Origin of the sequence: Streptomyces sp. NPDC005017 (assembly GCF_042873115.1) — a bacterium.
Lineage (GTDB): Bacteria > Actinomycetota > Actinomycetes > Streptomycetales > Streptomycetaceae > Streptomyces.
Genome location: NZ_JBIALD010000003.1, coordinates 355,903 through 376,568, shown reverse-complemented (window position 1 = coordinate 376,568; position 20,666 = coordinate 355,903). Strand labels below are relative to the sequence as shown.

General features: G+C 74.1%; 17 protein-coding genes. 8 read left to right on the top strand and 9 right to left on the bottom strand.

Features of this window, described 5'->3' with window-relative positions; all coding sequences use genetic code 11:
- Positions 1–231 precede the first annotated feature (231 nt).
- The 8 genes from ACFYR0_RS06795 to ACFYR0_RS06760 all read right to left on the bottom strand — a co-directional run bounded on the left by ACFYR0_RS06795 (position 232) and on the right by ACFYR0_RS06760 (position 9,377).
- Positions 232–3,135, bottom strand: a complete 2,904-nt coding sequence (locus ACFYR0_RS06795; RefSeq protein WP_389322619.1) for an ATP-binding protein — start codon at positions 3,133–3,135, stop codon at positions 232–234.
- Between the two features lie 135 nt (positions 3,136–3,270).
- On the bottom strand, positions 3,271–3,864 hold the full coding sequence (locus ACFYR0_RS06790; protein WP_389322617.1) for a CGNR zinc finger domain-containing protein: 594 nt from the start codon (positions 3,862–3,864) through the stop codon (positions 3,271–3,273).
- Between the two features lie 29 nt (positions 3,865–3,893).
- Positions 3,894–4,796 carry a universal stress protein gene (locus tag ACFYR0_RS06785; protein WP_389322615.1) on the bottom strand — a complete coding sequence of 301 codons (903 nt, stop codon included), beginning with the start codon at positions 4,794–4,796 and terminating at the stop codon, positions 3,894–3,896.
- A gap of 223 nt (positions 4,797–5,019) precedes the next feature.
- Positions 5,020–5,262, bottom strand: a complete 243-nt coding sequence (locus tag ACFYR0_RS06780) for a DUF397 domain-containing protein (RefSeq protein WP_386379984.1) — start codon at positions 5,260–5,262, stop codon at positions 5,020–5,022.
- Positions 5,263–5,346: 84 nt separating this feature from the next.
- On the bottom strand, positions 5,347–6,513 hold the full coding sequence (locus ACFYR0_RS06775) for a thiolase domain-containing protein (RefSeq protein ID WP_389322613.1): 1,167 nt from the start codon (positions 6,511–6,513) through the stop codon (positions 5,347–5,349).
- The gene (locus tag ACFYR0_RS06770) at positions 6,510–7,559 is read right to left on the bottom strand and encodes a thiolase domain-containing protein (protein WP_389322611.1); all 1,050 of its coding nucleotides are present in this window, start codon (positions 7,557–7,559) and stop codon (positions 6,510–6,512) included. Before ACFYR0_RS06770 ends, ACFYR0_RS06775 begins: the two co-directional genes overlap by 4 nt.
- Positions 7,556–8,566, bottom strand: coding sequence for a Zn-ribbon domain-containing OB-fold protein (locus tag ACFYR0_RS06765; RefSeq protein WP_389322609.1), 1,011 nt, complete (start codon positions 8,564–8,566; stop codon positions 7,556–7,558). The genes ACFYR0_RS06770 and ACFYR0_RS06765 overlap by 4 nt, the downstream gene beginning before the upstream one ends.
- Before the next feature lie 10 nt (positions 8,567–8,576).
- Complete coding sequence (locus tag ACFYR0_RS06760) at positions 8,577–9,377, bottom strand: crotonase/enoyl-CoA hydratase family protein (RefSeq protein ID WP_389322607.1); 801 nt, start codon at positions 9,375–9,377, stop codon at positions 8,577–8,579.
- A gap of 197 nt (positions 9,378–9,574) precedes the next feature.
- Here ACFYR0_RS06760 and ACFYR0_RS06755 point away from each other — a divergent pair, with 197 nt between their 5' ends.
- The 5 genes from ACFYR0_RS06755 (at position 9,575) to ACFYR0_RS06735 (ending at position 17,052) form a co-directional block, all read left to right on the top strand.
- Positions 9,575–11,266 carry an acyl-CoA synthetase gene (locus ACFYR0_RS06755; RefSeq protein WP_389322605.1) on the top strand — a complete coding sequence of 564 codons (1,692 nt, stop codon included), beginning with the start codon at positions 9,575–9,577 and terminating at the stop codon, positions 11,264–11,266.
- 453 nt (positions 11,267–11,719) lie between these two features.
- A complete protein-coding gene (locus ACFYR0_RS06750; RefSeq protein WP_389322603.1) occupies positions 11,720–14,395 on the top strand; it encodes a LuxR C-terminal-related transcriptional regulator in 2,676 nt (891 codons plus the stop codon).
- Positions 14,396–14,542: 147 nt separating this feature from the next.
- Positions 14,543–16,162, top strand: coding sequence for an MFS transporter (locus tag ACFYR0_RS06745; protein WP_389322601.1), 1,620 nt, complete (start codon positions 14,543–14,545; stop codon positions 16,160–16,162).
- Positions 16,159–16,689 carry a hypothetical protein gene (locus ACFYR0_RS06740; RefSeq protein WP_389322599.1) on the top strand — a complete coding sequence of 177 codons (531 nt, stop codon included), beginning with the start codon at positions 16,159–16,161 and terminating at the stop codon, positions 16,687–16,689. The genes ACFYR0_RS06745 and ACFYR0_RS06740 overlap by 4 nt, the downstream gene beginning before the upstream one ends.
- A gap of 165 nt (positions 16,690–16,854) precedes the next feature.
- Positions 16,855–17,052 carry a hypothetical protein gene (locus ACFYR0_RS06735; protein ID WP_356689492.1) on the top strand — a complete coding sequence of 66 codons (198 nt, stop codon included), beginning with the start codon at positions 16,855–16,857 and terminating at the stop codon, positions 17,050–17,052.
- 175 nt (positions 17,053–17,227) lie between these two features.
- Here ACFYR0_RS06735 and ACFYR0_RS06730 read toward each other — a convergent pair whose 3' ends face one another.
- Positions 17,228–18,640, bottom strand: coding sequence for a DUF2252 domain-containing protein (locus ACFYR0_RS06730; RefSeq protein WP_389322597.1), 1,413 nt, complete (start codon positions 18,638–18,640; stop codon positions 17,228–17,230).
- A gap of 216 nt (positions 18,641–18,856) precedes the next feature.
- Here ACFYR0_RS06730 and ACFYR0_RS06725 point away from each other — a divergent pair, with 216 nt between their 5' ends.
- The 3 genes from ACFYR0_RS06725 to ACFYR0_RS06715 all read left to right on the top strand — a co-directional run bounded on the left by ACFYR0_RS06725 (position 18,857) and on the right by ACFYR0_RS06715 (position 20,523).
- Positions 18,857–19,486 (top strand): HdeD family acid-resistance protein, encoded by a 630-nt coding sequence (locus ACFYR0_RS06725; RefSeq protein WP_389322595.1) that lies wholly within the window; start codon positions 18,857–18,859, stop codon positions 19,484–19,486.
- A gap of 112 nt (positions 19,487–19,598) precedes the next feature.
- Entirely contained in the window at positions 19,599–20,066 is a 468-nt protein-coding gene (locus ACFYR0_RS06720) for an SHOCT domain-containing protein (RefSeq protein WP_389322593.1), read from the top strand.
- Positions 20,067–20,097: 31 nt separating this feature from the next.
- Positions 20,098–20,523 (top strand): hypothetical protein, encoded by a 426-nt coding sequence (locus tag ACFYR0_RS06715; protein WP_389322591.1) that lies wholly within the window; start codon positions 20,098–20,100, stop codon positions 20,521–20,523.
- Positions 20,524–20,666 lie beyond the last annotated feature (143 nt).

The following is a 20,666-nucleotide window of genomic DNA, read 5'->3' as shown; positions in this document are numbered from 1 at the left end:
CGGCCCGCAGTCGGGACTCAAGCACCGCACGGCTGCCACCGTCGCCCAAAGGGGCGCGGGGAACTGCGCGGGCGGGCGGCGACGGCCCGCAGTCGGGACTCAAGCACCGCACGGCTGCCACCGTCGCCCAAAGGGGCGCGGGGAACTGCGCGGGCGGGCGGCGACGGCCCGCAGTCGGTCGACGGCACCGGCCTTTCCAGGGGCGCGGGGAACTGCTCGAGGGGCGTGGGGTTACTGGGCTGGGCGGGTGGTCAGGGCTGTGGGGAGGCCTGTGGGGTCTGTGCCGATCTTTCGGTAGACGGCGGAGAGGAGACGCACGACCGACGGCTCGTCCGTGCGCAGGTCGCGGGCGATCTCCGCGGAGGTACGGCCCCGGACGGAGAGAGCCGCGGCACGACGCTCGCGTGCGGTGAGCGTGTCGGTCTCCGTGCCGTGCAGCCGCCGCGGGCGCAGTCCGGCCGCGCAGATCTCCTCACGGGCGGTGACCGCAAGGCCGTCGGCGCCGCACTGGACGGCGGCCTCCAGCCCCCGGTAGAGCTGCTCGGCGGCCTCGCGGTCACGGCCGGCCAGACGCAGCTCCGTGCCCAGGGAGACCAGCGCGCAGGCCAGTTCGTACGCGGCCGGGGAGCGGATGAGATGGTCCACGGCCTCTTCGAGGTGCTTGATCCGGGCGGCCCCCGTGGAGACCTCGGCGAGGGTGCGCAGGGCCTGGCCGACCGCGGACGGGGTGCCGAACTGGCGGGCGCGCGCGAGGGCCTCCTCGGCGGTGACGACGGCGCGCTCGGGGTCGTAGTGCCGCTCGGCGCGGGCGAGGTGGAGCTGCCAGGGGCACCAGGCGGGGTTGCGGATGCCGCGGGGTTCCAACCGGCTTCCGGCGGCGGTGAGTTCGGCGGCTGCCTCGTCGATACGGCCGCAGGCGAGCAGCAGTTCGCCGTACACGGTCTGGGAGTCGGGGAAGACGACGGCGGCGGGGAAGGGCGCCGAGAAGTGGTAGGCGTCGGCGGCGCTGGCGGCCTCGGCGACCCGGCCGCGGGCGAGCAGGATCTCCACGAGGATGCCGACGGCGTACCAGTGCGCGGGGGTGTCCGGGCCGACGCGTTCGGCGAGGCGCAGTCCGGCCCGTACGAAGTCCTCGGCCTCGGCGAGCCGGCCGCGGCGGTAGCGGACGTAGCCGAGCAGGGTGTACGCGAAGGACAGGTGGGCGCCGCGCCAGCCCTGGCGTTCGAAGTCGGCCGTGCCGGCGGCGAAGAGTTCCTCGGTGCGGCCGGGCCGGTCGGCGTACATGAAGGCGAGGGCGACCAGGACGGGCACCTCGAAGCCGCGGTCGGGTTCGGCCCAGCCGAGGCCGCCCGCGAGGGCCCGTTCGGCGTGTTCGAGGGCGACGTGGGCGGGCTCGCCGCGCAGGACGGCGTCCCAGGTGCGCAGCCCGATGATGTAGCGCTCGGTGAGGTCCCGGCCCTGGAGGCGGTCGGCGAGCCGGGCCATCCGGCGGGAGCGGGCGGGGTGGTCGGGTTCGTCGGCGTTGAAGGCGTCCCACATGAACTGCTCGGCGGTCATGCGCAGCCGGACGCGGGCGTCGTCGGTGACGCGGATCTCCCGGGCGAGGGTGTCGGAGGCCTCGGCGAGGCGGTCGCTGTGGGCGAGGACCTGGGAGAGGCGGTACACGACGTTGTGGCGCAACTCGGGTTCCGAGATGGGCTCTTCGAGGGCGGCGCGCAGATGGTTGACGGTGGTGGCGGGCTCGGTGAGCAGGGAGGCGCAGCCCAGTTCGTACAGGACGGCGGCGCGGTCCTTGTCGGCGGGCGGTTCGCGCAGGGCGCGGGCGAGGTAGCGGCAGGCGGCGTCGGGGGCGCCGGCGCGCAGGGTCTCGGCGGCGGCGGTGCGCAGTTGCCGTACGACCCAGGGGTCGCCCTCGGGATGGGTCTCCAGCAGGTGGCGGGCCGCGGCGTCGGCGCCCCGGCCGCCCTCGACGACGCACCAGGCGGCCTGGCCGTGCAGGGCGACGCGGATCGCGGCGGGGATGGCCCGGTAGACGGCGGTGGCGATGAGGGGGTGGACGAACTCGAGGGTGCCGGCGTCGTTGACGGGGCCGGTGAGGATGCGGGCGCTGCGCAGCGCGTCGGCGGCGTCGGCGGCTCCCTCGTGGCCGAGTCCGGCGACGGCGGCGGCGAGGGAGGGGCGGATCTCGGTGCCGAGGACGGCGCAGGCCCAGGCGAAGCGGACGGTGGCGGCGCCGAGGCGGTCGAGCCGGTCGGTGAGGCCGCTGCCCTTGACGGCGGCGGCGAGGTCGCGCAGTAGGTGGGCACCGGACTCGGTGGGGTTCAGTCCGCGGTCGTGGACCTTGGCGGCGAGCTCGACGGTCTCGAAGGGGTTGCCCGCGGTGACGGCCCAGCACTCGCGGCAGAAGGCGTCGTCGGCGTGGGGGCCGAGGGTCTCGCGGACGACGCCGGCGACGGCGCGGGCGCTGAGCGGCTCGAGGTCGAGGGGGCGGGACCCGGCCCGGCCGGGCAGGCTGCGGAACGACTCGGCGTGCTCGGGGAGTTCGTCGGGCCGGTACGCGACGGCGATCAGCAGCGGCAGCTGCTCGGCGCGCGGGGCGAACGCGGCGAGCCAGCGCAGTGATTCGGGGTCGGTCCAGTGGGCGTCGTCGAGCACGAGGACCATGGGGGCGCGGCGCACGGCGAGGTGGGTGAGGACCCAGTCGAGGCCGTCGCGCAGGCCCTGGGCATCGGGCGGGGCGCCGCCCACGGGCGCGCACAGGCCGAGGGCGGGGCCGACGATGTCGTACCAACTGCCCAGCGAGGAGCGCAGTTCGGGCTCGGCGGTGCCCGCGAGCTGGGGTTGCAGCAGCTGGCGGGCGACGTGGAAGGCGACGCGCTGCTCCTGGTCGCCGCCGCGGGCGCTGAGGACCGTGCAGCCGCGGGCGGCGGCGCGGCGGCGGACCTCGGCGAGCAGGGTCGTCTTGCCGATGCCGGCGCGTCCGGCGAAGGCGAGCAGGGCCCCGCGGGGGCGTTCGAGCGGCTCGGCGCCGTCCGGGCGCAGGCCGACGAGCTCGCTCAACGCCTCGTCCACGGCGCCGAGTTCGTCCTCGCGCTCGAAGAGCGTACGGGCGTTCCGCGGTGTGTGCTGCCCCATGCCTACCCCCTGTCACGGGCTCACGCCCGTGCGGGATACGGGCGCGTACCGTGACTGTCAGGCAGCTCAGCGTACGCTTCCGGGTGGCCGTTCGCTGCGGTCTGGACGTTACTGACCGGACGGTCTTCGCCGGAGTCACCGACCGGAAGGTCTCTGCCGGCGCTCGTGATGGCGGGCCACGCGGGCGCGGTTGCCGCACGAGGGCTTGCACCACTCCTGGCGGGGGTGCTCCTTGAGGAAGTAGCGCACGCAGCGCGGGGCGTGGCAGGCGCGCAGGCGCCCGCGGTCGGGGCCGGCCAGGAACGCGGCGGCCGCCCGGGCGAGCACGGCCGTCAGGTCGTCCTCGCCGTGGGCGGGCAGGTGCCGCAGGCCCGGCGCGGTGTCCTCGGCCCAGTGCAGCACGGGCACGGTGGGGGTGCGGGCCGCGGCGGCGTTGAGGCGGGCCACGGCCTGCTCGACGGGCAGCAGCCGGGCGGCGTCGGCGGGGCTGGGCGCGCCGGGCACGCTGCGGGCGAACAGCGCCCGGACGGCGGCACGCAGGTCGCGTACGGCGGTCAGGGCGGGCTCGTCCGCGCTGTAGGCGGCCGCGCCGGGCAGCAGGCCGGGGTGGGCGCGGACCCAGGTGGTCAGCCCGGCGGGGTCGGTCAGGTCGTCGGCCACGCCGCCGTGCCCGTCGTGCCGGATGGTGAGGGCGAGGTCGAGGGTGACGCGGGCGTCCTGGGCGGGCATGGGGCAGATGATAGGCGCGGCCCGCCGGGTCAGGGGCCGGCCGGGGCCGGTGGCACCACCGCGACGGGGCTCGCCGCGTGCAGCAGGACGGCGTGGGTGACGGAGCCGAGCATGCGGGCGGGGGCGAGCAGCCGGCGGCGGTGCCGGCCGACGACGGTCAGCTCGGCGCCCGGCGAGGAGGCGACGAGGGCACCGGCCGCGTCGCCGGGGACCGGGACCACGTCGGCGCGGACGTCGGGGTGCCGGGCCCGGTGCGGTGCGAGGAAGCCCTCGGCGAGGGCCCGGGTCTCGCCCTCCAGGTCGCCCTGGCGGACGATGACGGGCACGAGCTCGCCGGGCATCGACCAGTCCTGGACGGGCCAGGCGTAGGCGGCGACGGCCTGGAGCCGGGCGCCGCGCAGGGCGGCCTCGGTGAAGGCCAGGTCGAGCGCGGCGTCGTCGGGACTGTCGGCCTTCAGGCCGACGACCACGCGTGGTCCAGGCTCCTGGGGCAGAGGGTCCGCGGCCTGGCGTCCGGGCGGGGGCACGACGACCACCGGGCAGTCGGCGTTCTGGGCGGAGGCGATGCTGTTGGAGCCCAGCAGCAGGCCGACGAAGCCGCCGCGGCCGCGTGAGCCGAGGACCAGCAGGCCGGCCTCGGCGCCCAGCTCGGGCAGGAACACCGCGGGGGCTCCGTCGAGAGCGACGTACTGCGCGTCCGGCGGGTCGGCGAGCTCCGCCAGCCGGGCGCGCGCGTCGACGAGCACCGGGTCGTCCTCGGCCGGCGGGGGCAGCACGACGGGGGCGCCGGGCTGCGTCCAGGCCAGGTCGTGCCGGACGTGGACCACGGTGAGCGGCGCCTGGTGGCGCCGTGCGGTGTCGACGGCCCAGTCCAGGGCGCGCAGGCTGCCGTCCGAACCGTCGACCGCCGCGAGGACCGGCAGGGTGCTCATGTTCCTCACCTCTGGAGTGCGACCTTCCGCTGGCCGGGGCCGTCCGCCCGGCAGCCGGGCATGTGTCGGACAGGCCCTGGGGCCAGCCTGGCGCAGGCGGCGGCTCCGGGGGCGGGCGTACGGTCGCGTGTCCGGGAAATCGGCGGGAACACCGCCGGATCGGAACACCGGCTCCCCTGCCGGGAGGCACCGGGTGCGGCTCGGCTCCCGGCGCCGGTCCGGCTCAGGTGAGGTCGAACTCGCCCTCGCGCGCGCCCGACACGAACGCGCCCCACTCGGCGGGGGTGAAGATCAGGGAAGGGCTCTCCGGGCGGTCGCTGTTGCGCATGGCGACGAAGCCCTCGACGAAGGCGATCTGGACATCCCCCCGTCCCCGGCTGCTGGACTGCCACTCGGCGTTGCTGAGGTCCAGCTCCGGCTTGCCCCAGCCCCTGAGCGGCTGCTGCTGGATGGTGCTCTCGGCCACGTCCGTGCTCCTCCCGATTCGCGTCGTCCGCGGCCAGCCTAGCGATCGTCCCCCGCCCCCGACAGGCCGCGTGTGGACGACCTTTCAGGACTCCGGGGGCCGCGCGCCCACCAGCCACATGGAGAAGAACTGCGAGCCGCCGCCGTAGGCGTGGCCGAGCACCCGGCGGGCCCGCTCCAGCTGGTGCCGCCCCGCCTGTCCGCGCACCTGGAGCGCGGCCTCCGCGAAGCGGATCATGCCGGAGGCGCCGATGGGGTTGGTGGACAGCACCCCGCCGGACATGTTGACGGGCAGTTCCCCGTCCGGTTCGGTCACGCCCGACTCGGTGAGTTTCCAGCCCTCGCCCTCGGCGGCGAAGCCGAGGTTCTCCAGCCACATCGGCTCGTACCAGGAGAACGGCACGTAGATCTCGGCCGCGTCGATCTCGCGGCGCGGGTCGGTGACGCCGGCCTGCCGGTAGACGTCGGCGGCGCAGTCCCGGCCGGCCCGCGGGGAGACGAAGTCCTTGCCCGCGAACAGCGTCGGCTCGCTGCGCATCGCGCCGCCCAGCATCCAGGCGGGCGGCCGCGGCGCGCGGGCCGCGCCCGCCCGGCCGGTGAGCACCATCGCGCAGGCCCCGTCGGAGGAGGGGCAGGTCTCGGAGTAGCGGATCGGGTCCCAGAGCATCGGCGAGGCCTGGACCTTCTCCAGGGTGATGCCGTGCTCGTGCAGGTGCGCGTAGGGGTTCCTGAGCGCGTTGCGGCGGTCCTTGTACGCCACCAGCGAGCCGATCGTGTCGGGGGCCCCGCTGCGCCGTATGTAGGCGCGCACGTGCGGGGCGAAGAAGCCGCCCGCCCCGGCCAGCAGCGGCTGCTGGAAGGGGACCGGCAGGGACAGGCCCCACATGGCGTTGGACTCGGACTGCTTCTCGTAGGCGAGGGTGAGGACGGTGCCGTGGACGCGGGCGGCGATCAGGTTCGCGGCGACGAGCGCCGTCGAGCCGCCGACCGATCCGGCGGTGTGCACCCGCAGCAGCGGCTTGCCGACCGCGCCGAGCGCGTCGGCGAGGTACAGCTCGGGCATCATCACGCCCTCGAAGAAGTCGGGCGCCTTGCCGATGACGACGGCGTCGACGTCCGCCCAGTCCAGTTCGGCGTCGTCCAGGGCCCGTCGGGCGGCCTCGCGGACCAGTCCGGCGATCGAGACGTCCCGGCGTGCGGCGACGTGCTTGGTCTGGCCGACACCGACGACGGCCACGGGCTCCTTGCTCATCGCGGGTCCCCTTCGAGTACGGCGACCAGGTTCTGCTGGAGGCAGGGGCCGGAGGTGGCGTGCGCGAGGGCCCGGTCGGACTCGCCCCGGTGGATACGGGCGGCGGCCTCGCCGACGCGGATCAGCCCGGCGGCCATCATGGGGTTGGCGGCCAGGGCTCCGCCGGAGAGGTTCACCCGGACGCTGTCGTCGAGCCGCAGCGCCCTGCGCAGGACGACCTCCTGCGCGCTGAACGGGGCGTGCAACTCGGCGGTGTCGACGGGCCGTTCGAAGGCTCCGGCCCGTTCGGCCGCGAGTCTGGCGGAGGGCGAGTCGGTGAGGTCGCGTACGCCGAGCGCGTGGGCCTCGACGCGGTGGTCGACGCCCCTGATCCAGGCCGGCCGGTCGCACAGCTCACGGGCCCGCTCCCCCGCGGCGAGGATCACCGCGGCGGCGCCGTCGCCGACCGGCGGGCAGTCCCCGGTCCGCAGCGGCCGCACCACGTAGTCGCCCTGGGGCACCTGCCCCCGCAGCTGGGCGTGGGGGTTGAGGGTGGCGGCGCGTCTGCTGCGGGCGCCGATGGCGGCGAGCTCGCGTTCGTCGGTGTCGCCCGCGTCGATCAGCGCCCGGGCCTGGAGGGCGGCGAGCGCGACGGAGTCGGGCCACAGCGGGGCGAGGTAGTACGGGTCGAGCTGGCGGGTCAGCACGTCCCGCAGCGAGCCGGGCGAGGACTTGCCGTAGGAGTACACCAGCGCGGTGTCGGCGTCACCGGTCAGCAGCTCGGTCCACGCCTCGTACAGCGCCCAGGCGCCGTCCGTCTCGACGTGCGACTCGGAGATCGGCGGCCAGGCGCCGACGCCGTCCAGGGCGAGGGTGAAGGAGAAGGCCCGGCCGGCGAGGTAGTCGCAGGAGCCGGAGCAGGTGAAGCCGATGTCGGCGGCCCTCAGGCCGGTGCGGTCCAGCACCTCGTGCAGCACCGGCATCAGCAGCTCGACCTCGGAGAGGTCCTCGGTGGTGCGGCGGTGGTCGCTCTGGGCGAAGGCTACGACCGCGATCTCCCCTGTCACAGCAGCTCCTTGTACGCCTCGTAGTCCGCGTCGGGTTCGCCGGACGGCCGGTAGTGGTCGGGGTAGCGGCCGTCCCCGGTCCACACCGGCTCCACGCGCAGGCCCATCCGCACCTGGTCGTAGGGGATGCCGCCGATCCGGGCGTGCAGGGCGAGGTCGGCGCCGTCGAGGGCGATGTGGGCGTAGACGTAGGGCACTTCGATGTCCAGGTTCCTCGCCTTGATGTTGACGATGCAGAAGGTGGTGACCGTGCCGCGCGGGCCGCACTCGACCTGTTCGGTCGTCGCGGTGCCGCAGGTGGGGCAGGCGCCGCGGGGCGGGACGTAGACCTTGCGGCAGGAGGGACAGCGTTCGCCGACGGTGCGCCGCTCGGCGAGGGCGCGCAGATAGGCGGTCTGGGCGCGGCCGGGCGTGTAGGTGTAGTCGAGCCGGGCGGGGGCGACGATGCCGGTGACGGGGTCGGTGAACTCCCCCGCGCCGCGGCCCGGTCCGGCCCGCTCGCCGGTGCGGCGGTCCGCCTGGCCGTCCGTTGCGGTGCGGCCGTCCGCCTCGCCGTCCGTTCCGGGGTCGCCGTCCACCTCCTCGAAGCAGGCGATGTCGGTGATCGCGCCCGTACGCCGCCCGGACCAGCGGACCCTTACGCGCATGCCGGTGCGGACGGCGTCGGGGCCGGGGGCCTCCAGGACGTGCAGCAGGGCGGTGTCGGCGCCGTCGAGGCGGACCAGGACCCAGGCGAAGGGCGTGGCCAGCGGCTGGCCGCGGCGCGGGGCGGGGTTCCAGGCCCAGGTGGTGACGGTGCCGGTGGGGGCGACCTCGACCAGGTCGCCGAGCTCCTCGGCGGTGGCCGGGTCGTACTCGACGGGCGGGACGAGCACCCGGCCGTCGCCGGTGCGCACGCCCAGGACGACGCGTTCGCGCAGCCCGGTGAGGAAGGCGCTCTGCACGGGGCCGAGGGAGCGGGTGAAGGGGAACTCGACGACCAGCGGGGCTTTGAGCACTTCGGGCACTTCGGGCTCCTCAGGCGCGTTTGTAGACGGGCGGCCGCTTCTCGGCGAAGGCGCGGGCGCCTTCCCGCGCGTCGGCCGTGTCGAACACGGGCCAGCCGCGCTTGAGTTCGGCGGCCAGACCCTCGGTCTCGGTCAGCTCCGCGCTCTCGTACACGGACGCCTTGACGGCCTCGACGGCCAGCGGGCCGCAGGCGTTGACCAGTTCGGCGATCTCCAGGGCCTTGGCGAGGGCGGTGCCGTCCGGCACGACATGGCCGACGAGACCGATGTCCGCGGCCTCCCGGGCGCTGTAGGGGCGGCCGGTGAGCAGCATCTCCAGGGCGTGGGTGCGGGGGATCTGGCGTTGCAGCCGGACCGTGGAGCCGCCGATCGGGAACAGCCCGCGCCGGACCTCGAACAGCCCGAAGACGGCCGACTCGCCCGCGACACGGATGTCGGTGCCCTGGAGGATCTCGGTGCCGCCCGCGACACAGGGGCCCTCCACCGCGGCGATCACGGGTTTGCGGGGCCGGTGATGGCGCAGCATCGCCTTCCAGTGCAGGTCGGGGTCGGCCGCGAGGCGGTCGCGGTGCTCCTGGCCGGCCAGGCCCGCGCCGGCCAGTGCCTTGAGGTCCATGCCCGCGCAGAAGGCGCCGCCCGCGCCGGTCAGCACGATCGACCTGACCTCGTCGTCCTCGTCGGCCTCGGTCCAGCCGTCGTGGAGGCCGACCAGCATCGGGATCGAGAGGGCGTTCCTGGCCTCCGGCCGGTTCAGCGTGAGCACCAGGGTGGCACCCTCGCGCCGTACGGTGAGGTGTTCCGTGCCGCTCATGTCCCGTCTCCCCTCATGTCCCGTCCTCCTTCCGGCCGTTCCCGTCCGCCGGAACGAGAACAGGTTGCAGGAGGGGTGCGGACAGGACAAGAGGTTTCTGACAGGTAGTCAGATTTCTCCGGTGCGAACCCTTCACACTTGTGCCGCCCTTTGCTCTGATGACCGGCAACCGATGCGGGACGGGGTCAGGAGGAGCGGTGGAGTTCAACCTTGCCGACCTGTTCGAGTCGGTCGTGGACGTGGTGCCGGACCGCGAGGCGCTGGTGTACGTCGACCATCCCGGCACCGGGGCCGAGCGGCGGCTGACGTACGCGGAGCTGGACGCGGCGGCGAACCGGATCGGGCACCATCTGCTGGACAGCGGCATCCGTCCCGGCGAGCATCTGGGCCTCCATCTGTGCAACGGGGTCGAGTACCTCCAGACCGTGCTGGGCTGCCTGAAGGCGCGGATCGTGCCGGTGAACGTCAACTACCGCTATGTGGCCGAGGAGTTGGTGTACCTGTACCGGGACGCCGATCTGGCGGCGGTGGTCTTCGACGCGGAGTTCGGGGACCGGGTGGCCGAGGCGCTGCCGCGGGTGCCGGGGGTGCGGCACGCGGTGCGGGTGGGGGGTGGGGCTGGGGGCGCGGTGCGGGCTCGGGCCACCGGTCGGTCGGGCGCCGCGGGGGACGCGGTGCGGGCCGGGGCCGCTGGTCCGCCGGACGTCGCGGGTGCCGTCGAGTTCGCCGACGCCGAGGCTGCCGGGGCGCCCGGGCGCGGCTTCCCCGCGCGGTCCGGGGACGACCAGTTCATCATCTACACCGGCGGTACGACCGGCATGCCCAAGGGGGTGATGTGGCGCCAGGAGGACCTGTTCTTCGCCGGGCTGGGCGGCGGGGCGCCGACGGGCGAGCCGGTGCGGACACCGGAGGAACTGGCCGCGCGGGTCGCCGCGGGCGGCGCCGGGATCACCTTCTTCCCGACTCCCCCGCTGATGCACGGCACCTCCACGCTCACCGCGTTCATCGGCTTCAACTTCGGCCAACGGGTCGTCCTGCACCGCAAGTTCGTGCCCGCGGAGGTGCTGCGCACGATCGAGCGGGAGCGGGTCACCAGTGTCTCGCTGGTCGGTGACGCGATGCTGCGGCCGCTGATCGACGCGCTGGCCGGGCCGTCGAAGGACACGGACTGCTCGGCGTTGTTCAGCGTGTCCTCCTCCGGGGCGATCATGTCGGAGACGGTGCGGCGGCAGTTCCTGGAGCTGGTGCCGCACGTCATGCTGCTGAACAACTTCGGTTCCTCCGAGTCCGGGTTCAACGGTACGGCGACGCCGGACTCCGGGCCCGAGCGGGGCTTCCGTATCCGGGTCAACTCCCGTACACAGGTGGTCGATCCGGCGTCGGGGCGACCCGTTCGGCCCGGTGAGGCCGGCCGTATCGCCCAGCGTGGGCATGTCCCGCTCGGCTACTACAACGACCCGGTGAAAACCGCCGAGACCTTCTTCGAGCGGGACGGTGAGCGGTGGGTGCTGCTCGGGGACATGGCGACCGTCGACGAGGAGGGGGTCGTGGTCGTCCTCGGACGGGGGTCGCAGTGCATCAACACGGGGGGCGAGAAGGTGTACCCGGAGGAGGTCGAGCAGGCGCTCAAGTCCCACCCCGACGTCTACGACGCGCTCGTCGCGGGGGTGCCTGATGCCCGGTGGGGCAGTCGTGTCGCCGCGGTGGTGCAGTTGCGGGAGGGGGCGGTGGGGCTGTCGCTGGCGGATGTCCAGGCGCACTGTCGGGCCCTGCTGGCGGGGTACAAGGTGCCGCGGCGGCTGGTGGTGACGGAGAGGGTGCGGCGGTCGCCGAGTGGTAAGGCGGACTATCGGTGGGCGCGGGATGTCGCCGGGGCGGCGGAGGGGTAGCGCTGGTCGCGCGACTTCGGGCGCGGGTTGTTTGTGGCCGGTCGCGCAGTTCCCCGCGCCCCCTTCTCGGCGGTGGCGCTCTGCGCCTCGCGGAGTAGCCGGGAGCGGTTACCGGCTTCGGGTGCGGGTTGGGCGTGGCTGGTCGCGCAGTTCCCCGCGCCCCCTTCTCGGCGGTGGCGCTCTGCGCCTCGCGGAGTAGCCGGGAGCGGTTACCGACTTCGGGTGCGGGTTGGGCGTGGCTGGTCGCGCCGTTCCCCGCGCCCCTTTCCCGGCGGTGGCGCTCTGTGCCTCGCGGAGTAGCCGGGAGCGGTTACCGGCTCCGGGTGCGGGTTGGGCGTGGCCGGTCGCGCCCCTTCCTCGGTCGGTTCCGGTGGGCGGAGGTGTGGGGGAGCTGCGATCCTTGGATCGGGAGAGGGGGCACTGCCAGGGGGCGTGAGGGACGGTGGTGTCGGCATGGACGCGCAGGACGGACAGGAGGGCGGCTCGGCGGAGCAGGACGTCGATCCGCTCGGGGACCCGTATCTGCCGGTGCGGACGGCCGTACCGGCGAGACCTCATACGTTCCTGCGCCGGGAACGGCTGCGCGCACGGCTCGACGGGGGGCTGGGCACCCCGTTGATCATGGTGAACGGCGCCGCGGGGGCGGGCAAGACGCTGCTGGTCGCCGACTGGGCCGCGGGGCTGGACCAGCCCGCCGTCTGGTTCACCGTCGGGGCGGGCGAGGCTCCCGGGCAGTTCTGGGCGTATCTGCTGGAGGCGCTGCGGACCCGGGGTGTGCCGGTGCCGGAGGACGTCGGCTGTCCGGCGGACGCGAACCAGGTGGACCACAAACTGCTGTCCCGGCTCGCCGTAGGCCTCAGCGCGCTGGACCGGCCCGTGGTCGTGGTGCTCGACGAGTTCGACCGGGTGACCTCGGCGGGCCTGACCGAGCAGGTCGAGTTCGTACTGCACCACGCGGCGCGCGGACTGCGCCTGGTGCTGGTCACCCGTACCGAACCCCTGCTGCCGCTGCACCGCTACCGTGCCGCCGGCACCATGACGGAGATCCGCAACGCCGAGCTGGCCTTCACCCCGGAGGAGGCGGCCGCGCTGCTGGGGCTGCACGGGCTGGACCTGAGCGTGCAGGCGGCCGGCTCGCTGGTGGAACGTACCGGCGGCTGGGCGGCGGGCCTGCGGCTGAGCGCGCTGGCGGCGCGGGAGACCCTGGACCCGAGGGCGTATCTGAAGGAGTTCGAGGCGGGGCAGAGCACGGTCGCCGACTTCCTGCTGGCCGAGGTGCTCAAGCGGCAGCCCGACGAGACCCAGGAGCTGCTGCTGCGGGTCAGTGTCCTGGAGCGGTTCTGCCCCGACCTGGCGAACGCGCTGACCGGCCGGGGCGACGCCGGGCCGATCCTGGACGAGCTGCGCCGCCAGAACGCCTTCGTCGACCAGCTGGGGCACTCCTGGTACCGGCTGCATCCGCTGTTCCGCGAGATCCTGCGGTCCCACCTGGAGGTACGGGCGCCCGGCCTCGCGCCCGTGCTGCACGGGCGGGCCGCCCGGTGGCTGCGGCACGCCGGGTTCCTGCCCGAGGCGCTCACGCACGGCGCCGCCGCGGGCGACTGGGAGTTCACCGCCACGGCGCTGGTGGACGACCTGGCGATCGGAGAGCTGTTCACGGGACTGCGCACCGACACGATGGACGAGCTGTTCTCCCGTATGACGCCCGAGGCGCGCGGCCCGGCGGCGGATCTCGTCCGCGCGGCCCGCGCGCTGTCGCACTGCGACGTCGACCACGGTCTGGCGCACCTGCACCGCGCGGAGGAGACCCTGGCCGCCGAGACGTCCGAGCCCGCGGCGGCCCGGCTGACCGCCGCGCTGCTGGAAGTGCACACGGCCCGGCTGGGCGGCGAGCCGGACAAGGCGGAGAAGGCGGCCGAACGGGCCCGGCAGCTCCAGGTGGAGGTCCCCGAGCGGCTGCTGGACGAGCACCCCGAACTCAACGCGCTGCTGCTGACCCACCTGGGCACCGCGCGGCTGTGGGCGGGGCGGTTCGACGAGGCGCGCGAGGCGCTGTCCGCGGTCGTCGGGGCCGAGGGCGCGGCCGCCACGGCCCTGCCCCGTCAGGAGTGCCTGGGCCACCTCGCGCTGATCGACTACCTGGCCGGCTGGCCGAGCCGGGCGGAGCGCAAGGCGCTCGCGGCGCAGGCCGAGACGGAGCGGTTCGGCCTCCCGCCGTCGGCCGGTTCCGGCGTCGGTCCCCTGGTGCGGGCCGCCGTGGCGGTGGAGCGCGACGAGCTGGGTGAGGCCCAGGGTCTGCTGGAGGAGGCGGCCTCATCCGGTCTGGTGGGCCAGGACCCGGTGCTGAGGGCGGGCAGGGCCATCGCCTCGGGGCGGCTGATGCTGGCCCTCGGGGACGCGCGGGCCGCGCTCGCCGCCGTCGAGCCGGTGGCCGCCGCGGGGGTCGGCTCGCCGTGGGTCCAGGGCCAGGCGGCCGCCATCGCCGGGGCCGCGCAGCTGGCGGAGGGCCGCGCGGAGGAAGCCGCGCGCACCCTCCTGGACGCGCCGGAGGACCAGGTGGCCTGCCGGGTGGAGGCGGCACGGGCGCTGGTCTCGACGGGCCGTCCCGACCGGGCGACGGCCCTGCTCGACGCCGTGCCGCCCGGCACCGCCGCCGGTCCGGCGGTCACCGTCCGGGCCCTGCTGGTGCGGGCGCAGGCCGCCGACCGTGCGGGGGACACCGCGGGCGCGTGCCGGGCGCTAGGCCGCGCGCTGGCCCTCGCCCGCCGCGAACGGCTGCGGCGGCCGTTCCTGGAGGCCGGCCCCTGGGTCAGGCCGCTGCTGGAGACCGAGCCGCTGGCCGCACTGGCCGACGGCTGGCTCGGCGTCGGTGCTCACCCGCCCGGGCGCGCGGCCCGTCCGAAGCGCCGGCCCGCCCGGCCGGAACCGCTCGTGGTGGAGGACCTCAGCGCCCGCGAGCACGACGTCCTGGTGCGGTTGTCCCGGATGATGTCCACGGAGGAGATCGCCGAGGACCTCCATGTGTCCGTGAACACCGTGAAGACCCACCTCAAGAGCGTCTACCGCAAGCTGGCGGTGAACCGGCGCACGGAAGCCGTACGCCGCGGGCGAGAGCGCGGGCTGTTGTGAGGCGGGCCCGGCCTGCGCGCTCCCCCGTGGCGGGTGAGGCGCCGCTCCGGCGTTTCGGGTGCCATGGCAGCGGCGGCACAGCCCGCCCCCGCCGGAGGCGTCGCCGCCGGGTCGGGGCCGGTCGGTCGACATGGTCGAGGTGACGGGGTGCGGCACTGGCAAGCTCTGATGGTCCTCGGGACGGCCCAGTTCCTGATGGTGCTGGACACCTCGGTGATGAGCGTCTCGATCAGTCAGCTGGTGGAGGACTTCGACACCGAGGTCACGGCCATCCAGACCGTCATCACGCTGTACGCGCTGGTGATGGCCGCGTTCATGATCGTCGGCGGCAAGCTCGGCGACATCCTCGGCCGCCGCCGGCTGTTCCTGATCGGTCTGGTCGTCTACGCCGTGGGCTCGGGGATCACCGCGGTCGCCCCGACGGTCTGGGTGCTGGCGCTCGGCTGGTCGGTGATCGAAGGTCTGGGCGCCGCGCTGGTGCTGCCCGCGATGGCCGCGCTGGTCGCCGAGTCCTACCGGGGCGCCGACCGGGCGGTGGCGTACGGCGTCATCGGCGGACTGGCGGGCGCGGGCATCGCCGTGGGCCCTCTGCTGGGCGGCTGGGTCACGACGTATCTCACCTGGCGGCTGGTGTTCGCCGGGGAGGTCGTGGTGGTCCTGGCCATGCTGCTCTGCCGGCGGGTGATCAGGTCGGCCCCGATGACCGGGCCGCGTCCCCGGCTGGACGTCGTCGGGGCCGCCCTGTCCGCGGCCGGGCTGGGACTGGGTGTGCTCGGCGTGCTCCAGAGCGGCACCTGGGGCTGGGTGGAGCCGCGGAACCCGCCGTTCACGGTCTTCGGGTTCGCCCCGACGCTGTTCGTCATCGGGGCCTCGGTGGCCGTGCTCGCCGGGTTCGTGCGCTGGCAGCACCACCGGGTCGACCAGGGCACCGACCCCCTGGTGCATCTGCCGCTGCTGCGCAGGCCCGCCGTGCGGTCCGGGCTGCTGACGCTGCTGAGCCAGAACCTGATCCTGCTGGGGCTGTTCTTCGCCATCCCGCTGTACCTCCAGGTGGTCCAGGGCTTCGACGCGTTCGAGACCGGGCTGCGACTGCTCCCGGTCTCGGTGAGCATGGTCGTCGCCTCGTTCTGCGCCTCGCGGTTCGCCCGCGGGGTGAGTCCGCGCCGGATGGTCCGGGTGGCCCTGCTGACGCTGGCCGCGGCCATCGTGTGGCTGCTGGCCACCATCGACCCGGTGATCGACGACGGCCAGTTCGCGGGCGCCATGGCCCTGCTGGGCATCGGCATGGGCCTGCTGGTGTCGCAGCTGGGCAACGTGGTCCAGTCGGGCGCTACGGAAGAGGAGCGCAGCGAGGCCGGGGGGCTCCAGTACACGGCGCAGAACCTGGGCTCGGCGCTGGGCACCGCGTTCATCGGGTCACTGCTGATCGGCGCCCTCGCCACGGCGTTCACCAACGAGATCAAGGACCATCCGGCGGTGTCGGACGCCGCCCGCGAGCAGACCGGCATCGCTCTGGAGGCCGGGATCTCCTTCGTCCCCACCGACCAGGTCGAGGCGGCCGCCGAGCAGGCGGGACTGCCTCCCGCCGAGGTGGACGCCCTGACCGACTCCTATGCGTCGGCGCAGCTCAAGGGCCTGAAGGCGGGTGTCCTCGCAGCCGGGGCGATCACCCTCGCGAGCCTGCTCGTCACCTCGCAGCTGCCCGGCGCGCCGGTGGGCGGCGCCGACACGCCCGCCCCCCGCCCGGGGGCGGGGAGGAAGAAGTGACGCGCCTGCCGTGGCCGGGCCGCGGCCCGGAGGCCGTCGCGCGGCGGGCCGAACGGCGGGCCCACACCGACTACACCGGCGGTGTCTACGGTTCGATGCTCGCCGCCTCCGTGGTGCTGGGCGCCGGCACCCTCGGGGACTTCCCCCGTGTGCAGCTGGTGCTGATGCTGCTGCTGACCGGTGCGGTGTTCTGGCTGGCGCATGTGCACGCCCATGTGTTCGGGGCCCGGCTGGCGCGGGATCCGCTGGACTTCGCGGCCGTGCTGCGGGTGTGCCGGGAGGAGTGGCCCATCCTGCGGGCCGCCGTGCCGCCGGCCGTCGCGGTGGCCGTCAGCCCGCTGCTGGGCCTGGACGTGACGGGCGGCGCGTGGCTGGCGCTGGGCGTCGCCGTGGCCGGTCAGGTGGGCTGGTCGGCGGAGGCGGCCCGGCGGGCGGGGGCCTCCTGGGGGCTGGTGGGCGTCTCCGCCTGTGTCAACCTGCTGTTCGGACTGGCGATCGTCGCGCTGAAGCTGATCCTCAAGCACTGACCTGCGGGCACCCGCGGCCGTCGCTGTTGGTACTGGCCTGCGGGCGCCCGCGGCCGTGGCTGCTGGTTCACCTGTTCGGGGTGAGGCCGGACGGGTGAACGGGAGGGACGATCTCAGTGCGGGGCCCACTCCGCCCGCTCCACGCCACCCGCGGGAGGGCCGCTCATGCGCTACGAGATCCGTGTCGACGGGCTCATGTCGGAAACGATGACCAAGGCGTTCCCGGAACTGGAGCACGTGGTCATGTCCGGCCAGACCGTCCTGTTCGGCCCGGTCATCGACGAGGCCCAGCTGTACGGACTGCTGGCCCGCTGCCAGTCGCTGGGACTGCGGGTGGTGGAGATGCGGCGGGTGCCGGAGTGAGCCTCGCGGGGTGACACGTGGGGTGACGAGTGAGGTGCCCGGTACCGGAGTTCGGTACCGGGCACCTGGCCCGATCTGTGTACCGGGCGGCCGGCCGGTCCGCGTTCTCGGAGCTGGCTCTGTCTGCGTTCCGGGCGGCTCGCCCGATCTGTGCGGCCCCCGCCTCATGCCCCGCTCACAGCATCGTCCGCGCCGTCACCCGCCCCGAGCGCACGGCCTCGCCGAGCGCCTCGAAGTCCCGCTCGTTCTGGTCGGCGTAGGCCTGCGCGAACTCCGCGAGCGCGTGCTCGAAGCGCTCGCCGCCGCCGAGGTACGCGGCGATGGCGACGGGGTCGCCGGAGCGGGCGTGGGCGCGGGCCAGGCTGGCGCCGCACACCTGGGCGAACAGCCGCAGCATGTCCGGGCCCATGGTCTCGGGGCGGGCGATGCCCTTCCAGTCGCGCAGCTGGCGCACGTAGAAGTCGCGGCCCTGTCCGTCCAGGCCCGTCACATGCGTCCAGCCCAGGAAGATGTCGCTGGTCGTCTGGATGAGCCGCTGGCCGCTGACGACCCGGCGGCCCTGGTTGTCGTAGGGCTCGCCGCCGGTGTACGGGGCGAGCACCGACGTCTGCGCCTCCTTGGCCTGGAGCAGCAGCGGGTCCTCGTCGTCGCGGCCGAGCAGCAGCATGATCCAGCAGCGGGTGCCGACGCTGCCGACGCCGACGACCTTGCGGGCCAGGTCCACCATCCGGAAGTGGCTGAGCAGATGCCTGCGTTCGGAGGACAGGGTCTCCGCGTAGCTCTCCACGACGGCCGCGAGCTCCTTCTCGGTGCCCGCCTCCGGGGAGTCGGCCGCCACGTCGGCGAGCGGGGTGATGAGCGGCGGGTCCGGGGTGATCCGGCGGCCCTCGGGAGTGGTCCTGGTCAGCTTCTCGAAGGCCTCCATCTGGGTCCGGCTGCGGGCCTTGGCCGTGGCGCGTGCGGTGCGGCGCCGCTCCTCCTTGTCCATCTCGGACGCCATCAGCTTGCGCAGCTGGTCGGCCTCGTCGAGGGCGTACCAGATGTCGAGGGTGCGCATCCCGGCGAACTCCCGCATCCGCTCACGGTAGGAACGCGCGGCCTCCCGGGCCGTGGCCTTCTGCACGTCGGCCGGGAACTCGTTGGCGCGGGAGGCGATGACGAAGCTGGCGGCCAGGCGCTTGACGTCCCATTCGAAGGGGCCGGCGAGGGTCTCGTCGAAGTCGTTGATGTCGAACACCAGACGCCGCTCGGGCGAGGCGAGCAGCCGGAAGTTCAGCAGATGGGCGTCTCCGCACAGCTGCACGGTCAGCCCGGAGTGCGGGGCGGGGCCGAGGTCGGCGGCCATGATGGCGGCCGCGCCCCGGTAGAAGCGGAACGGCGATTCCAGCATGCGGCCGTACCGGATGGGCACCAGGTCCTGCACGCGGGTCGCCGACTGCCTCTCGATGACGTCGACGGGGTCGAACCGTCCGGGTCCCGGATCGAACCGTGCCTGGTCGGCGCGGGAGACCCGGGTACGGGCGTTCCGGCCGGCCTCGGCCCGCTCCGCGGGCGTCGGGGTGGGGCTGAGCGCGCTCTCTGCCGTCATGTCCGGCCTCCTTCTCCCGCCCCCTGCCTGAGATCCGCGCGCCCCGTGGCGGGCGACGGTCCGTGTCCACCCTCACCGGCGCCGTTCACGCCGGGATCACCCGCCGTGGGTGATCCGGGCGTCCGGACGGGGCGGCACTGTGGGCCGGGTGGGTTCTCCGCAGCCCGTCCCGCCGGCTGCCCGCCGGCACTCCTGTCGATCCGCCGAGGAGGAGCCATGACCGAATCGCGCACATCGGCACAGCCGGCGTCAGGAGCGGGGTCCGGCGGGACGGGCGAGACCGAGCAGGCGCTGGCGGAGCTCGGCCGCTCCTGGACCTGGCTGCTGGCCTCGGCGTTCGCCACCCTGGTCCCCGGCATCCTGCTGCTGGTCTGGCCGGACGTGACGCTGCACGTGGTGGCCGTCCTCATCGGGCTGTATCTGCTCGTGGGCGGTGTCTTCCGCTTCGTGGCGGTGTTCGCCCAGGAGCGCGGCGACCGGCTCACCGGACTGCTGCTCTCGGTGCTGTTCGTGCTGGCCGGGGTGCTGTGCCTGCGCAATCCGCTGCAGACCATCGCCGCGCTGTCGGTGATCGTCGGCGTGGTGTGGCTGGTGTCCGGGATGCTGACCGCCTACGCGGCGATCGCCACCAGGAGTCTTCCGCACCGCGGCTTCGTCTTCGGCGCGGCCCTGCTCGGCATCGTCGCGGGCATCGTGGTGCTCGCCCTGCCGAGCGAGTCCGCAGTGGCGCTGACCCGGCTGCTGGGCCTGTGGATGGTGCTGATGGGCGTGGTCGAGGGCGCCGTCGCCTTCGCCTGGCGCTCCGCGCTGCGCCGCGCGGGCATCCCCGGACATCCGGCCCCCTGACCGGTTCGCCCCGCGATCACCCGATTCGGGTGAGGACGGCGGGTGCCGGGCCGGGCACGCTGGGAGTGCAGTCAACGGCCACCGGTGAACGGGGCCGGGACGGAGGCGGAAGATGAGCACTGCGACCTACCTCGCGTACGACTACCCACTGCTGAGCATGTTCTGGACCATGCTGTGGTTCTTCCTGTGGATCCTCTGGTTCATCCTGCTCTTCCGGATCATCGTCGACATCTTCCGTGACGACGCTCTGAGCGGCTGGGCCAAGGCGGGCTGGCTGGTGTTCGTGATCCTGCTGCCCTTCCTCGGTGTCTTCGTCTACGTGATCGCCCGGGGCAAGAACATGGGGCGCAGGGAGATCGCCCAGGCCCGTGAGCAGCAGCAGCAGTTCGACGACTACGTCCGGGAGACCGCCGGAGGCGGACACAGGTCCAGCGCCGACGAGCTGAAGAAGCTGGCGCAGCTGCGTGCCGACGGTCACATCTCCGAGGACGAGTACCGCCGCGCCAAGGAGCTGGTCCTGTCCGACCACGGACCGGCGGGCGCCAAGCACGAACCCACTGCCCCGGCAGCCGGCGCCTGAGTCCGGCAGCCGCAGGGAGAGGAGCACCCACATGACCACGTCCGCGACCGGCACCGGCCGGCCCTCGTCGGCGAAGCAGAGCTGGGCCGAGGGACTGACGGTCTTCGCCGCGGTGCTGCTGATGATCGAGGGAATCCTCGACATCCTGCGCGGCATCATGGCGATCGCCAACGACGACGTCTTCCTCACCACCCCGAACTACGTGTTCGAGTTCGACCTGACCGCCTGGGGCTGGATCCACCTGATCCTCGGCGTGCTGGCCCTGCTCGTGGCGTACGGCCTGTTCACGGGGGCGACCTGGTCGCGAGTGGCCGGTGTGGTGATCGCCTCGCTCGTCGTCATCGCCAACTTCCTGTCCCTGCCCTACTACCCGGTGTGGTCGATCGTGGTCATCGCGCTCTCCGCACTGGTGATCTGGGCCCTGTGCGTGAAGCGCACCGGAACGGCCGCCTACTGAGCCGACACGTGTCGCGCGGAGTTCCGCCCGATGCGGTGGGACACCTCCCTCGCGCGTAGTGTGCGTGCGGCCCGCCCTCGTCTGAACGCAAGGCGACGGCGGGCCGTACGCATGTCTACCGGCCAGGTACGGGAGGACCACGG